At 36.5% G+C, this 12,850-nt stretch carries 24 protein-coding genes; 23 read left to right on the top strand and 1 reads right to left on the bottom strand.

Features of this window, described 5'->3' with window-relative positions:
- The first annotated feature begins 94 nt into the window (after positions 1-94).
- The 14 genes from zwf (at position 95) to A0739_RS02790 (ending at position 8,515) form a co-directional block, all read left to right on the top strand.
- Positions 95-1,573: a glucose-6-phosphate dehydrogenase gene (gene zwf, locus A0739_RS02855; protein ID WP_061586998.1), complete on the top strand. Its 1,479-nt coding sequence runs from the start codon at positions 95-97 to the stop codon at positions 1,571-1,573.
- A 49-nt stretch (positions 1,574-1,622) separates the two neighbouring features.
- Positions 1,623-2,291 (top strand): RHS repeat domain-containing protein, encoded by a 669-nt coding sequence (locus A0739_RS10840; protein WP_414162709.1) that lies wholly within the window; start codon positions 1,623-1,625, stop codon positions 2,289-2,291.
- The gene (locus A0739_RS02845) at positions 2,254-2,604 is read left to right on the top strand and encodes an HNH endonuclease signature motif containing protein (protein ID WP_196755703.1); all 351 of its coding nucleotides are present in this window, start codon (positions 2,254-2,256) and stop codon (positions 2,602-2,604) included. The genes A0739_RS10840 and A0739_RS02845 overlap by 38 nt, the downstream gene beginning before the upstream one ends.
- Positions 2,605-2,608: 4 nt before the next feature.
- Positions 2,609-2,836: a hypothetical protein gene (locus tag A0739_RS02840; protein WP_061586997.1), complete on the top strand. Its 228-nt coding sequence runs from the start codon at positions 2,609-2,611 to the stop codon at positions 2,834-2,836.
- A 116-nt stretch (positions 2,837-2,952) separates the two neighbouring features.
- Positions 2,953-3,543, top strand: coding sequence for an SMI1/KNR4 family protein (locus tag A0739_RS02835; protein ID WP_061586996.1), 591 nt, complete (start codon positions 2,953-2,955; stop codon positions 3,541-3,543).
- Between the two features lie 38 nt (positions 3,544-3,581).
- Positions 3,582-3,905, top strand: a complete 324-nt coding sequence (locus tag A0739_RS02830; protein ID WP_061586995.1) for a hypothetical protein — start codon at positions 3,582-3,584, stop codon at positions 3,903-3,905.
- A 218-nt stretch (positions 3,906-4,123) separates the two neighbouring features.
- The gene (locus A0739_RS02825) at positions 4,124-4,810 is read left to right on the top strand and encodes a hypothetical protein (protein WP_061586994.1); all 687 of its coding nucleotides are present in this window, start codon (positions 4,124-4,126) and stop codon (positions 4,808-4,810) included.
- A gap of 179 nt (positions 4,811-4,989) precedes the next feature.
- Entirely contained in the window at positions 4,990-5,346 is a 357-nt protein-coding gene (locus A0739_RS02820; protein ID WP_033629686.1) for a hypothetical protein, read from the top strand.
- A gap of 18 nt (positions 5,347-5,364) precedes the next feature.
- Positions 5,365-5,850, top strand: coding sequence for an RHS repeat-associated core domain-containing protein (locus tag A0739_RS10600; protein ID WP_082243791.1), 486 nt, complete (start codon positions 5,365-5,367; stop codon positions 5,848-5,850).
- 421 nt (positions 5,851-6,271) lie between these two features.
- Positions 6,272-6,787 carry a hypothetical protein gene (locus A0739_RS02810; protein ID WP_061586992.1) on the top strand — a complete coding sequence of 172 codons (516 nt, stop codon included), beginning with the start codon at positions 6,272-6,274 and terminating at the stop codon, positions 6,785-6,787.
- Positions 6,784-6,933: an RHS domain-containing protein gene (locus tag A0739_RS10780; RefSeq protein ID WP_082243801.1), complete on the top strand. Its 150-nt coding sequence runs from the start codon at positions 6,784-6,786 to the stop codon at positions 6,931-6,933. The genes A0739_RS02810 and A0739_RS10780 overlap by 4 nt, the downstream gene beginning before the upstream one ends.
- A 15-nt stretch (positions 6,934-6,948) precedes the next feature.
- Complete coding sequence (locus A0739_RS02800) at positions 6,949-7,557, top strand: RHS repeat-associated core domain-containing protein (RefSeq protein WP_082243790.1); 609 nt, start codon at positions 6,949-6,951, stop codon at positions 7,555-7,557.
- On the top strand, positions 7,554-7,934 hold the full coding sequence (locus A0739_RS02795; protein WP_155718963.1) for a CTP synthase: 381 nt from the start codon (positions 7,554-7,556) through the stop codon (positions 7,932-7,934). The genes A0739_RS02800 and A0739_RS02795 overlap by 4 nt, the downstream gene beginning before the upstream one ends.
- Before the next feature lie 257 nt (positions 7,935-8,191).
- Positions 8,192-8,515, top strand: a complete 324-nt coding sequence (locus tag A0739_RS02790; protein WP_061586988.1) for a hypothetical protein — start codon at positions 8,192-8,194, stop codon at positions 8,513-8,515.
- Positions 8,516-8,525: 10 nt separating this feature from the next.
- Here the strand turns inward: A0739_RS02790 and A0739_RS10850 are convergent, their stop codons facing one another.
- On the bottom strand, positions 8,526-9,011 hold the full coding sequence (locus A0739_RS10850) for a hypothetical protein (protein ID WP_462217735.1): 486 nt from the start codon (positions 9,009-9,011) through the stop codon (positions 8,526-8,528).
- Here A0739_RS10850 and A0739_RS02780 point away from each other — a divergent pair.
- The 9 genes from A0739_RS02780 (at position 8,992) to A0739_RS02750 (ending at position 12,845) form a co-directional block, all read left to right on the top strand.
- Positions 8,992-9,372: an SEL1-like repeat protein gene (locus tag A0739_RS02780; protein WP_061586986.1), complete on the top strand. Its 381-nt coding sequence runs from the start codon at positions 8,992-8,994 to the stop codon at positions 9,370-9,372. The genes A0739_RS10850 and A0739_RS02780 overlap by 20 nt on opposite strands.
- Positions 9,373-9,525: 153 nt before the next feature.
- Complete coding sequence (locus A0739_RS10775) at positions 9,526-9,609, top strand: RHS domain-containing protein (protein WP_330996807.1); 84 nt, start codon at positions 9,526-9,528, stop codon at positions 9,607-9,609.
- Positions 9,594-10,055, top strand: a complete 462-nt coding sequence (locus A0739_RS10420) for a TNT domain-containing protein (RefSeq protein WP_196755702.1) — start codon at positions 9,594-9,596, stop codon at positions 10,053-10,055. The genes A0739_RS10775 and A0739_RS10420 overlap by 16 nt, the downstream gene beginning before the upstream one ends.
- A 341-nt stretch (positions 10,056-10,396) precedes the next feature.
- A complete protein-coding gene (locus tag A0739_RS02770) occupies positions 10,397-10,729 on the top strand; it encodes a hypothetical protein (RefSeq protein WP_061586985.1) in 333 nt (110 codons plus the stop codon).
- Between the two features lie 288 nt (positions 10,730-11,017).
- Positions 11,018-11,068: a hypothetical protein gene (locus tag A0739_RS10580; RefSeq protein WP_231082569.1), complete on the top strand. Its 51-nt coding sequence runs from the start codon at positions 11,018-11,020 to the stop codon at positions 11,066-11,068.
- A gap of 50 nt (positions 11,069-11,118) precedes the next feature.
- The gene (locus tag A0739_RS02765) at positions 11,119-11,442 is read left to right on the top strand and encodes a hypothetical protein (RefSeq protein WP_061586984.1); all 324 of its coding nucleotides are present in this window, start codon (positions 11,119-11,121) and stop codon (positions 11,440-11,442) included.
- 73 nt (positions 11,443-11,515) lie between these two features.
- Positions 11,516-11,749: a DUF7660 family protein gene (locus tag A0739_RS02760; protein ID WP_045615755.1), complete on the top strand. Its 234-nt coding sequence runs from the start codon at positions 11,516-11,518 to the stop codon at positions 11,747-11,749.
- A 145-nt stretch (positions 11,750-11,894) separates the two neighbouring features.
- Positions 11,895-12,287: a hypothetical protein gene (locus A0739_RS02755; protein WP_061586983.1), complete on the top strand. Its 393-nt coding sequence runs from the start codon at positions 11,895-11,897 to the stop codon at positions 12,285-12,287.
- Positions 12,288-12,479: 192 nt separating this feature from the next.
- Positions 12,480-12,845, top strand: a complete 366-nt coding sequence (locus A0739_RS02750) for an RHS repeat-associated core domain-containing protein (RefSeq protein WP_196755700.1) — start codon at positions 12,480-12,482, stop codon at positions 12,843-12,845.
- The last annotated feature ends 5 nt before the right edge of the window (positions 12,846-12,850 follow it).

Here is a 12,850-nt window from a genome sequence, read left to right as displayed (position 1 = left end):
TTTTTTTGAAAATTATGATAAAATAAAGACTATGAAAATGAGGAAATCTCATCCCTAGCCCGACTAGGAATAAAATTAGAAATTAGGTAGCTAGATGTCATCAAAGGTTATTGTTACAATTTTCGGTGCGAGTGGAGATTTAGCTAAACGCAAACTCTACCCTTCTCTTTTCAGACTCTATAAATCAGGCAATCTTTCTGAGCATTTCGCAGTTATTGGAACAGCTCGTAGACCTTGGAGTAAAGAATATTTCGAATCTGTTGTTGTTGAGTCCATCCTTGATTTGGCAGATAGTACCGAGCAAGCCCAAGAGTTTGCTAGCCACTTCTACTATCAAAGCCATGATGTGAATGATACGGAACATTACATTGCTTTGCGTCAATTACAAGCTGAGCTCAATGAAAAATACCAAGCTGAACACAACAAGCTCTTCTTCTTGTCTATGGCACCTCAGTTCTTTGGAACCATTGCCAAACACCTCAAGTCTGAAAACATCGTTGACGGTAAAGGCTTTGAACGCTTAATCGTTGAGAAACCTTTTGGAACAGACTATGAAACCGCAAGCAAACTAAACGAAGAGCTTCTAGCTACTTTTAACGAAGAGCAAATCTACCGTATCGACCATTACCTAGGTAAAGAGATGATTCAGAGTATCTTTGCAGTTCGTTTTGCCAACATGATCTTTGAAAATGTTTGGAATCGGGAACATATTGATAACGTCCAGATTACCTTTGCAGAGCGTCTAGGTGTTGAAGAACGTGGTGGCTACTATGATGAGTCTGGTGCCCTTCGAGACATGGTTCAAAACCACACACTTCAGCTTTTGTCACTCCTTGCTATGGACAAGCCTGCAAGTTTTACAAAGGATGACATTCGCGCAGAGAAAATCAAGGTCTTCAAGAACCTTTACCACCCTACAGATGAGGAGCTTAAAGAGCACTTCATCCGTGGTCAATATCGTTCTGGTAAAGTTGATGGCATGAAATACATTTCTTACCGTAGCGAACCAAATGTCAACCCAGAATCAATGACAGAAACCTTTGCTTCAGGTGCCTTCTTTGTTGAAAGTGACCGTTTCCGTGGTGTTCCATTCTTCTTCCGTACAGGTAAACGAATGACTGAAAAGGGAACGCATGTCAATATTGTCTTTAAGCAAATGGATTCAATTTTTGGAGAGCCTCTAGCACCAAATATTTTGACCATCTATATCCAACCAACAGAAGGTTTCTCTCTCAGCCTTAACGGTAAAGAAGTGGGTGAAGAGTTCAAACTAGCACATAATTCGCTTGACTACAGAACTGATGCTACAGCTACAGGTGCTTCACCAGATCCTTATGAAAAGCTAATCTACGATGTATTGAATAACGATTCAACTAACTTTAGCCACTGGGAAGAAGTTAGCGCTTCTTGGGAATTGATTGACCGTATCGAGAAGTTGTGGGCTGATAATGGCACTCCTCTTCATGATTATAAATCAGGTAGCATGGGACCACAAGCCAGCTTTGATTTGCTTGAAAAATACGGTGCCAAATGGACATGGCAACCAGATCTACCGCAAGCTGACCGACAGTGAAAACCATTATTACCAATACGATATAGAAAACTAACTCGTCCGAGCCGAGATCAAAAAGCCCGCCTGCAACACCGAGATTTGGACCTACGCCTACGACCCGTTCGGCAGAAGGCTTTCCAAAGAACGCCAAGACAAACTAGCTTGGACGAGTACCGACTCCAAACGCACCCATTTCCTCTGGGACGGAACGCGATTACTTCAGGAGTACACCTACAAAGGCAACTACACCTATATCTACACCGACCAAGACAGCTACGAACCCTTAGCCCAAGTCTTCCGTAACAATCAAGACGAAGCGCAATACCTCGCCTATTTCCACAACGACCAAATCGGCATCCCGCGCGAGATGACCGACATCCACGGCAATCTCTTATGGTACGGCGAATACACCGCTTGGGGTCGTCTGAAAAAGGATGAACGCGTTTATCGGAACGCTCACCAGCCGTTCAGATTGCAAAACCAGTATTATGATGAAGAGACGGGGCTGCACTATAACCTGATGCGGTATTACGAGCCTGAGGCGGGGCGGTTTGTGAATCAGGATCCGATTGAGTTGAAAAGTGGTGAGAACCTTTATGAATTCTCACCAAATATAAATAGTTGGTTTGATCCTTTAGGATTAAGTCCTAGAAATTTACCAGAAATTGCATCAGAAATGGTAATTCAATTGGAAAAAATGGTTGAAGGGTATACATGGAAATGCTGGTGTATTTCCTAAATCTGTAGCAGATAAATTACGTGGTAAATCTTTTGATAGTTTTGATGATTTCCGAGCTGCCTTTTGGAAAGAAGTAGCAAAAGATCCAAAATTAGTTGAGGGTTTTTCGAAGGCTAATAAGAAAAGGATGGCTCAGGGGAAAGCACCTAAAGCAGCCAAATGTCAACATGATGGTAAAGTAAGTTCGTATCAAATACATCATAAAACTCCTATTAATCGTGGTGGTGTTTATGATATGGATAATATGCTGATTGTTACACCAAAATTCCATAAAGAGATACTAGACCCGAAATACCATTTTGGAGGAGGATAGCATTATGTTGGATAGATTATATTTAATCAAACTGATTGATCAGTTAAGAAATTTTGAAGGCTCAGAAGAGGATGAAGATGTATTTCTTGAAAAATTAGAAAATTTGGTCACAGATCCAAATATATCAGATTATATATATTGGACAAACATGAGCTCCGAGGAAATAGCTGATAAAGTACTTAGTTACAAACCTATTATCCTCCCTGATTTAAGCAATTCTAAGTCTACATGAAATTTTCAGTTTTAATGTAACGTATATGCGGAATACATACATGTACTATGCGCAATAAACGACCTAAGAAGAAATGTTGATTATTTGACAAATTATAACTTAAAGGAGTAATGAAAATGAAAATTAAGAGTTTAGTTGAGAAAATGGGTGGAGTTCAAAGGTTTACATTTGAACCACTGATTCCTACATCTAGAAAATCAATGTCTAAATTTTTAGATATTACTAAAGAAGAATTTTCAGATTATTTGGATTATCTTGAATTATTTGGTGGAGAGACAGGATTTATAAAAGAATTTAAGTTAACCCCATATAGTGATTTGCCTGAATATTGTTATCCTGATGACGATATTCCTGTAGGTGGTAATATCGAATGGAGTGGTGGAGATTTAGGTTTTTTTTATGGTGAAAATATAAACTACCAAAAAAACTCCCAAATTAGTGAAAGGCTTGAAAAATACAAAAATAGAATACCAGATAATTTTCTACCAATATCAAGTAATGAATTTGGTGATTTGATTTGTCTATGTACTCAAGGAGAAAGAATTGGGCAAATTTTCTATTGGGATCATGAAAATGAATGGGATGAAGAAGATTATTTGGATGAATTTGGTGTACAAATGCCTGAAGAAGTAAAGATGCAAAATATGTATTTAGTCGGAGAAGATTTGTATGACTGTTTTAATCGTATGGTCTTAGAAGAAGAATAATTATTTGAAATTATCCGATTATCATTGGAGATAATATTATGGATTTTGTTTTATTTGATCACCAACTATTATTGAACAGAAGTAACGATATTGATTATAAAGAAGGTATTATAAAATCAACTATTTCATTAATGAATTTTCTTAAAAAAAATGATTTACTCATAGATATTGATCCTTTTAATGAGGACGGTTCTATTAAAGAAAATATTGTTATTAGAAAGTCTAATGTAACTGATGAAGGATTCCAATTATTTGTTAAACCAGTAAATAATTGGTGGGATGCTTTGGATAGGGGGACTCCTCCCGAGAAAGTTACTATTTTGGAGAATGGGTTGAAAAAAATTCGTGCTGCGAACAAGTAATTTTATATTTTCAGACGGCCTCAATATCGCTTTTGAGGCCGTCTGAAACATTCGTCCTTTTAAAAATTTCTCATCCACAAACTGGATAACCTGATCTACCGCCAGCTGCCCAATGTCGAAAACCAATATTACCAATGCGATTTAGAAAACCAACTCGTCCGCTAAATTAAAACCTACTACATGGACTCGCTATATTAAATCATCAAGGAAGTGTTAAAATGAAAAAGATAGAGCTAATAAAAAAATATATTAAAGTAAATGAAATAGGTAAAGCACAGGATTTTATATTTAGAAGTATTAATGATTCGGATATTGATATTCAAGGAAGAACTGAGTTGATTGATTTATTTGTAAAATTAATTCCAGATGATCAATCTAGCTTAATTAAAGAAATGGAAGTTTTGCTTAGTGGAAAAGATCAAATACTTACATACTTTTCAAATAAAATAAAGGAACTTCCTAGTAGAGAAGATGTGCCTATAAATGTAGAGAATATAGAGTATGTTGAAAAAATCTTTCTAAATTTGGATTTAGAAAAAAATACTAAAGAACAGAAGATTAAAAATTTACTTGATGAAAATTATTATGGTAGATTAAAAGATATGTATATAAGGAATATCAACAAAGTATACTTCTCCTCGAGCGGTAGAGAAAAGATCAGTATAGCTATTGAAAAAATATTCACTATATTGAGTAAAAGAATTGATAATTTAGATGCGGAAAATAATATTTATGTTTATTTTATGGAGGAGGTAATGTGCGATATAGAATTACTTATAAAATACTATGCTTTTGATAAGGCTGATTATTTTATTGAATCAATAATCAAGTGTTATAAAGAAAATTATTTTCCTTATAAATGGGAGGGAAAATACCCAGATGGGAACATTAAATATCTAACTTAGAAATTAGTAATTCGTATCTCGTATAAAGCCTCCATTCCCAACGTAAACAAGCCGTATCCCGTATGAAACCTCCAATACTGACGTATGGTGTGTGCGGTACACACGCGTTTTCTGTTTTTCAGACGACCACTGTAATGAAATAAAACTTAAATTAAATTTTAAATAATTGAGAAAATAAGATGGATATGCCAATTATTGTGAATGATAATGGAGATATTAGTTTGTTTGCCAATATCAAAGATGCAGAATTATATTTAGAACCAGACGATATCAAACAAAATTTCTATGAAATATTTAATAGAAATGGAGATTTATTAAAACCAATTATATTAAAAAATAGTAAAAAATTTCTTTTTGGTAACTTTATAAAGGAGAATATACAAATAACACCACATATTCCTAATATAAATGATAGAGAATATTTATTCAAACTATTATTTAATTTTTGTAATAATATTAAACTTGAAGTTCCAAAGGAAATTAATCTAAATGATTTAATTGATAAATTGATCAAAGAAATTGGCTTTACTAAATAATCGTATACCGACGGCGAAGTGCAGAACTACTTCTACGATCTGCATGACCACCTGGTTAAAGCCGAAATCTTCAAAAAAGACGGCACGAAAGAGACTTGGGCCTACACCTACGAACCTTTGGAACAGATACATAACTGGACCAATGAAGAAGGCGAAAACCGCCAACAAACCCACTACTTCCACTGCGACCAAATCGGCATCCCAAGAGAGATGACCGACATCCACGGTAATCTCCTTTGGTACGGCGAATACACCGCCTGGGGCCGTCTGAAAAAGAATGAAAGGGTTTACAACGATGCGCATCAGCCGTTCAGACTGCAAAACCAATACTTCGATGAAGAGACCGGACTGCATTACAACTTCTTCAGGTATTATGAGCCTGATGCGGTTCGGTTTGTGAATCAGGTCCCGATTGGATTGATGGGTGGGGACAACCTTTATGAATTCTCATCAAATATAAATAGTTGGTTTGATTCTTTAGTATTAAAGAAATGGAACTTTTGATTTTTTATTAGACAGTATCATGATAAACGTGCCAATGAAATATTTGCTGGAGGAACAGAAGGAAGAAGATTAAAAGCAAATCCTAAAGAGAAATGTCCTAAAGAACAGCAAATTAGGGTATATGATAAACGTTATAGATGATCCATCTAAGGCCCCAGAGATGAAGCCTTTACTAGAAAAAATGAGAAAAGGTAATATCCCGTGGGCTTTTGGTAGTAAAGCACTTTTTTTAATAATTATAGGAATGTAAGATGAGCTTTAATAATAATGTGAAGAATTTAAATTTATTTCTAATTGATAATGGCTTCAAGCTTTATCCAGAATGTTCTGGAAAATATAAATCTTGGTTTAAAGAGCTTGATGATGAACATTTAGTCTATATGTACATATTAAAGAGCTTGATGATGAACATTTAGTCTATATGTACATATATTGTATAGAACATAAAGAAGGTTCTCAAACATGCTATTTAATAATTTCTTTACCTAGAGCAGATGATGATGCTTGGGTGGTAAGCCCATTAGCTTTTGGAGTGCAAATCAGTAAAAGTTGGGATGGCGATAAAGATTTTTTCAATAAATGTATTAATCGTCTTGATAATATTATGTCACCAGCAGCATATCTGAAGGATGCGATAATTAATGAGATAAACTCAATGAGTTGCATTTCTACTGACTCATCTGATTCTAATTTTTTGGGAATTAGACAATTAACTAATCTGAAAGCCTTCAAAAAGCTTAAAGAACATAAAGATTTCTCTGAATTATCTGCTAAGAGTAAAGATTTATGGGTTAATGGAAAAGAAATTCTTCGTTTGGATGTGAATTTGGTTAAATCTTGTTATGAACCGTATAGTGATGAGATTATTATGGAATATATCGATGACTATTCTTGGGAGCTAAGTGTTATATTGGCGACGTATAGTGTATTTAAATAATTTATTCTCACCAACGCGCTGGGTCATACCTTAGCCTACACCTACGACAAAACCGACAACAAACCCACTACTTCCACTGCGACCAAATCGGCATCCCAAGAGAGATGACCGACAAGGACGGCAATTTGTTGTGGTTCGGCAACTAAACCGGCTAGGGCCGTCTGAAAGAGGAAACCAAGGTAACTGATAGCGCATATCAATCCTTCCGCCTGCAAAACCAGTATTGCGACCGTGAGACGGGGCTGCATTACAAATTCTTCAGGTATTATGAGCCTGAGGCCGGGCGGTTTGTGAATCAGGAGCCGATGGGGTTATTTGGTGGAGATGATTTATATCAGTTTGCACCGAATTCTATTGGGTGGATTGATACTTTAGGTTTAGCACGTAGAGGAACTTACAGAGGAGACAGAGGGAGCCATAAAGGAGGAGAAACTAATCACTCTCCAGCTTGGGGAGCATATAAAGATTTACCAAATAGACCATCTTATGGTTCTGCACCGGCGTATCATATGGATAAAGCAGATCATAGAGGCATGTCAAGTACAGGGAGTTCAACTACTGCTCGTCGTTGGAGAGCGCAACAAAGACAATTTATCCTTCAAGGTCGATGGGATTTGGCTATGGAGATGGATATTATTGAGACTAAGAGGAAATTTATAGATAAATATGATAAGAGATTGAGAAGGATGGTGCGAGAAGCTGTTAGACAGAAATTAATCACTAAATATCAAGCATCTAAACTAAGAAAGGTCATTGGAAAATGCAAGTGAATGAAGTTAAAATTATTCCTTTTAAAGGCATAGATTTAGGTAATCGTTTTTTTCAACTTGGAAATACGATGGAGCAAATTATTGCTAAATATGGAAAGGCAGCAAAGGTTATAGAAGATAACATTCTTAAAATTACTTCTGAATATAGAGATGCCTGCACATTAGAATATAAAAATAATAAATTAGTTAGCATTATTTGTAGTAAACATCTGAATCCAATATTTGATAATTTAAATCTTTTTGAGCCTGAAAATATTAAAAAATTAAAAGAAGAATATGATTGCATTGATGGAAAAGCATATATTACATTTCCCACTTTAGGTATTTCCATAGGTGGCATGTCCCAAAAAAGATACCTGAAGGTAAAGTTGTTATAGTCTTCGTAAAAGAGGAGATAGATACTTATGAATTTTTTGCTAATGAGGATTGAGAAGCTGTCGCTCGCTTAAATCCAAGCCGTAGCCTGCATAAACTCTTAAGTCCTGACGTAGAGGGTGGGCGGTATGCACGCACGCGGTCTCTGCCTTTCAGACGACCTCTGTCAAATCGCCTAACCCGAATGCGACGCACAGCCTCACTTCCGTCACCTTCAGATGAATTATTTGAAATTATTTGATTACCTTAGGAGATAATCATGGATATAACACTATTTAATTTTCGAACATTTTGGGAAGCAAATGCTGATGAAGATTATCGTGAAGATATTATCAGAATGTCTATTGCACTTATGACGTTTCTCAAAAACAATAACTTACTTGTTGATATTGACCCATTTAATGAGGATGGCTCTATCAAAGAAGATTTGATCATCCGAAAATCCAATGTAACCGATGAAGGATTCCAATTATTTGTTAAACCAGTAAATAACTGGTGGAATGCTTTGGATAGGGGAACTCCTCCCGAGAAAGTTACTATTTTGGAGAATGGGTTGAAAAAAATTCGTGCTGCGAAAAAGTAATTTTATATTTTCAGACGTCCTCTACAAAATAACCTCTCCCGACTTCGGCGCACGGTTGCTGTTCGCCGAAGTCGATTCCGGCTGCGGCATTTACCAACTGGTCGCACAGCTCGACGGCAGATATACCTATCTCTACACCGACCCGGATTCCTACGAACCCTTGACACAGGTACACAACTGAACCATTGAAGAAGGCGAAAGCTGCCAACAGACTCACTACTACCACTGCGACCAAATCGGTATTCCAAAAGAGATGACCGACATCAGTGGCAATCTGTTGTGGGACGGCGAATACACCGCCTAGGGTAGTCTGAAAGATGAAACCAAGGTAACGGATAGCGCGTACCAGCACTTCCGCCTGCAAAACCAGTACGCTGAACGTGAGACAGAGCTGCATTACAGCTTCCTCACGTACTATGAGCCTGATGCGGGGCAGTTTGTAAATCAGGATCCTATCAAATTGAAAGGATAGAGTCATGAAATCTAATGCCAACATTTCAATAAATGACAGTATGTATATTTCTAAAACTGATCTGGAAAAGTTAAAAATTGATGCTTCCTCTGGCAATAGTCAAGCAGCATCAAAATTAGCTAATTATTTTGCTTTTTATGAATTTAACAATGATAAATTTATATTTTGGTTAATTCGATCAGCCGAATTAGGTAATACTCAAGCACAATATGATTTGGCCTATATATTCTTTGATCATTACCAAGACAGTAAAGACAAAAACAAATTAGACGAAGCGGAAAAATGGGCTCTACTTGCTCAAAAAAATGGGATGTCTGTTACTAACCTACTCACTGATATACATAATGAAAAGCAGAATTCCAAACATAAACATAAAAACAAATAGTTAAAATAAAAAACTAACCAAGCTAGCGTATAAATCCCTGAGTAAACATGGGGTGAATCAAGCAAGCCGTAGCCCGCATAAACCTTCAGTTCTTACGAAACCTTGGCGCAAGTCCACGACTGGTCAACCGAAGACGGCGAAAGCTAACAACAAATCCACTACTTCCACTGCGACCAAATCGGCATCCCACGTGATATGACCGATAAGGACGGTAAGCTGCTGTGGCTCGGCAACTAGGAACACCATATCCTATGAGAGCCTTACCTCCTGGTTCTAATCAAAAGCCTTATACCATATATAGGGTACTGAAACCAATTGATAATGTAACTGCAAGTAAAATTATGCCGTTGTTCGGAGAGATTGGATTAGGGACACAGTATGAATTACCAAAATCTGTTAAATCATATAGAATCTTGGCATCTGGAAGAGGTGAAAATAGGAAAATGTTAAAAATTAATGAATTGAATTCATATCTTAAAAATAAAGGAGTACCAGAAGATAGTTACTCAATCAATGAAGTAAATGATGAAACATTATGTATTGTTGCAGAAAATAAAAAATGGCATATATTCTATTCTGAAAGAGGATTAAGAACCGAAGAATATTGTTACCAAGATGAACATTTGGCAATTCTATATTTTATAAATCGGTTATCAAAAATGTTAAAATTTTCTTTCGAATGAAAAAAGCAAACTGTAGCTTGTATGAAACTTTTAATTATGGTATGGGGTATGTGCGTAACATACACGCGGCTTCTACTTTTTAAGCGACATCTAAACCTTCTTTGAAGGCGTCTGAGCTATCGATTCTTTAACAATTTCATTACTGATTGATGTAGAGTTCGTCTGAAAACATACTTTCAGGCGAACTCTACCAAATTTCTCTCTTGTTGGTTACACCACAAACTACAGCTACAACGCCCAATGGCTGCAAGTAGACCTATGTGTGGCAGTTGTCAAAAAGGTGCTAAACGTAGGGGTATACTACGCCGTGTAATTACCGCATATAAAAAATAAGGATTTTTATGGAACCACAAAATTTATCAAATGAAATCTTATTAGAAGATATTTTAGATACTAATGAATATGTACATTCTGAAAAAAGAAACTTGGTAAAAGCCGTAATAGAACATTTTCCTCCACATTCTGTTATTTACTTTCTAGAATTTGTTGAAAATTCTACCTATGAAAATAAATATTATGGGTATATTTTTAATAAAACAGAGAATAAAATTTATCAATTTTCTTTTATAGATAATATAAAATTCAAAAATGTAAAATTAAATCTAAGGCATAAAGACAGGAAAAAGCTCACAAAAAAAGATATTTTAGCTTTGGACATCATTGATTTATTGTAAATGTAGTCTGCAAGCGTAGTTTGTGTTACCAACGCCAGCAAGGCGTAACATATATAAAATTTTTAATTCTGGCGTGGTGAGCGCAGTACGTTCCTATGTAGTTTCTGTCTTTCAGACGACCTCGAAGAGGAAACCGGATTCGTTTGGGACGGCAGATATACCTATATCTACACCGATCCCGACAGCTACGACCCCTTGGCGCAAGTCCACGACTGGTCAACCGAAGACGGCGAAAGCCGCCAACAAATCCACTACTTCCACTGCGACCAAATCGGTATTCCAAAAGAGATGACCGACATCCACGGCAATCTGTTGTGGGATGGCAACTATAAAGCTTAGTTCATGTTGACGGAATATCCGAAATTATTCGATTACCTTAGGAGATTATCATGGATATAACACTATTTAATTTTCGGACATTTTGGGAAGCAAATGCTGATGAAGATTATCGTGAAGATATTATCAGAATGTCTATTGCACTTATGACGTTTCTCAAAAACAATAACTTACTTGTTGATATTGACCCATTTAACGAGGATGGCTCTATCAAAGAAGATTTGATCATCCGAAAATCCAATGTAACCGATGAAGGATTCCAATTATTTGTTAAACCAGTAAATAACTGGTGGAATGCTTTGGATAGGGGAACTCCTCCCGAGAAAGTTACTATTTTAGAGAATGGGTTGAAAAAAATTCGTGCTACGAAAAAGTAATTTTATATTTTCATACGGCCTCAATATCTCTTTTGAGGCCGTATGAAAGACATTGTTCGAGGAGGACTATATTATGGAAATTAAAAATAGAGATGACTTTCTAGTTTTTTTAAAAGAATTCATTACTGAAATTCATACAGAAGATTTTGAAAATAATACACTAGATAGCTTTTTAGAAGCCATGAAAAATTGGATTGAAGATATGGATGGATACTATAAAAATATAGGTGTGAGAGAATATAACGACAAAACTTTAAATTGGAGTATGTTAGCAGATATTTTGAATGCATCACGAATATATGAATAGCAATAAGTAAACGTAGGTTGAACTGAGTTCAGTCTACTATAGTTTGGATTGAATTCCAATAAAGAGGACCATTAATCCAAACATCTCAAGTACAAGCCATATTCAATAAAGTTGGTCAATTAGTTTCAATTCGGGGGAAATTTAAATGAATAAAAAGTATAAAGTCAGTCCTGAATATATCAGACTTTTTCTTGGACTATTACACGAAGGTATAGATAGCAAACTTGAAGACTTATCAGGTCTGAATTTGGTTAATCGAAATAGTGTAAAGAGATTAGTCAAAGAATATCTGTACCCCGAGTATCAAAATTTTACAATATCAACCCAATTCAGAATTAAAGAAAGTTTGAGATTTGGATTAAATTTCTGGACAGAAGAACGACTACATGACCAATTTCCTAGTACCGACGCAGCCTTTGAAATACCTCAACAAATGACCGCAAAAGAACTTTATAAGCAAATTTGGGATGATATGTTTAATAATGAAGATATCACTATTTCTGATATAACAAAATATCAGGAATCGAACCAAAATTAGCAATCCGTAGCCCGTACGAAACCTCCAATCCCGACGTAAAGTCTGCGTGGTACACACGCACGCGGCTTCTGCTTCTCAGACAGCCTCGAAGAGGAACTTGGATTCGTTTGGGACGGCAGCCATTTACCGCAAGAAATCCAACCGGACAGCAGGTATACCTATATCTACACCGATCCCGACAGTTACGAACCCTTGGCACAGATCCACAACCGGACCAACGAAGAAGGCGAAAACCGACAACAAACCCACTACTTCCACTGCGACCAAATCGGCATCCCAAGAGAGATGACCGACAAGGACGGCAATTTGATGTGGTTCGGCAACTACACCGGCTGGGGCCGTCTGAAAGAGGAAACCAAGGTAACTGATAGCGCATATCAATCCTTCCGCCTGCAAAACCAGTATTGCGACCGTGAGACGGGGCTGCATTACAACCTGATGAGCTATTACGAACCTGATGCGGGGCGGTTTGTGAATCAGGATCCGATTGGGCTTTCAGGCAGAGACAATCTGTATCAGTTTGCTCCTAATGCGCTAACAGGCAATAAAATTTACTAAAAAAT

The sequence above is a fragment of the Streptococcus oralis genome, assembly GCF_001588645.1.
GTDB lineage: Bacteria > Bacillota > Bacilli > Lactobacillales > Streptococcaceae > Streptococcus > Streptococcus oralis_AB.
Note: the sequence above shows the minus strand (reverse complement) of the source record. Positions and strands in the feature narration are given on the sequence as shown.

Excerpts from the sequence above, each read along its gene's own strand:
- zwf (WP_061586998.1), top strand. The coding sequence starts at position 95 with ATGTCATCAAAGGTTATTGTTACAATTTTCGGTGCGAGTGGAGATTTA.
- A0739_RS02840 (WP_061586997.1), top strand. The coding sequence starts at position 2,609 with ATGTTGGATAGATTATATTTAATCAAACTGATTGATCAGTTAAGAAAT.
- A0739_RS02835 (WP_061586996.1), top strand. The coding sequence starts at position 2,953 with ATGAAAATTAAGAGTTTAGTTGAGAAAATGGGTGGAGTTCAAAGGTTT.
- A0739_RS02830 (WP_061586995.1), top strand. The coding sequence starts at position 3,582 with ATGGATTTTGTTTTATTTGATCACCAACTATTATTGAACAGAAGTAAC.
- A0739_RS02825 (WP_061586994.1), top strand. The coding sequence starts at position 4,124 with ATGAAAAAGATAGAGCTAATAAAAAAATATATTAAAGTAAATGAAATA.
- A0739_RS02820 (WP_033629686.1), top strand. The coding sequence starts at position 4,990 with ATGGATATGCCAATTATTGTGAATGATAATGGAGATATTAGTTTGTTT.
- A0739_RS02810 (WP_061586992.1), top strand. The coding sequence starts at position 6,272 with ATGTACATATATTGTATAGAACATAAAGAAGGTTCTCAAACATGCTAT.
- A0739_RS02790 (WP_061586988.1), top strand. The coding sequence starts at position 8,192 with ATGGATATAACACTATTTAATTTTCGAACATTTTGGGAAGCAAATGCT.
- A0739_RS02780 (WP_061586986.1), top strand. The coding sequence starts at position 8,992 with ATGAAATCTAATGCCAACATTTCAATAAATGACAGTATGTATATTTCT.
- A0739_RS10850 (WP_462217735.1), bottom strand. The coding sequence starts at position 9,011 with ATGTTGGCATTAGATTTCATGACTCTATCCTTTCAATTTGATAGGATC.
- A0739_RS02770 (WP_061586985.1), top strand. The coding sequence starts at position 10,397 with ATGGAACCACAAAATTTATCAAATGAAATCTTATTAGAAGATATTTTA.
- A0739_RS02765 (WP_061586984.1), top strand. The coding sequence starts at position 11,119 with ATGGATATAACACTATTTAATTTTCGGACATTTTGGGAAGCAAATGCT.
- A0739_RS02760 (WP_045615755.1), top strand. The coding sequence starts at position 11,516 with ATGGAAATTAAAAATAGAGATGACTTTCTAGTTTTTTTAAAAGAATTC.
- A0739_RS02755 (WP_061586983.1), top strand. The coding sequence starts at position 11,895 with ATGAATAAAAAGTATAAAGTCAGTCCTGAATATATCAGACTTTTTCTT.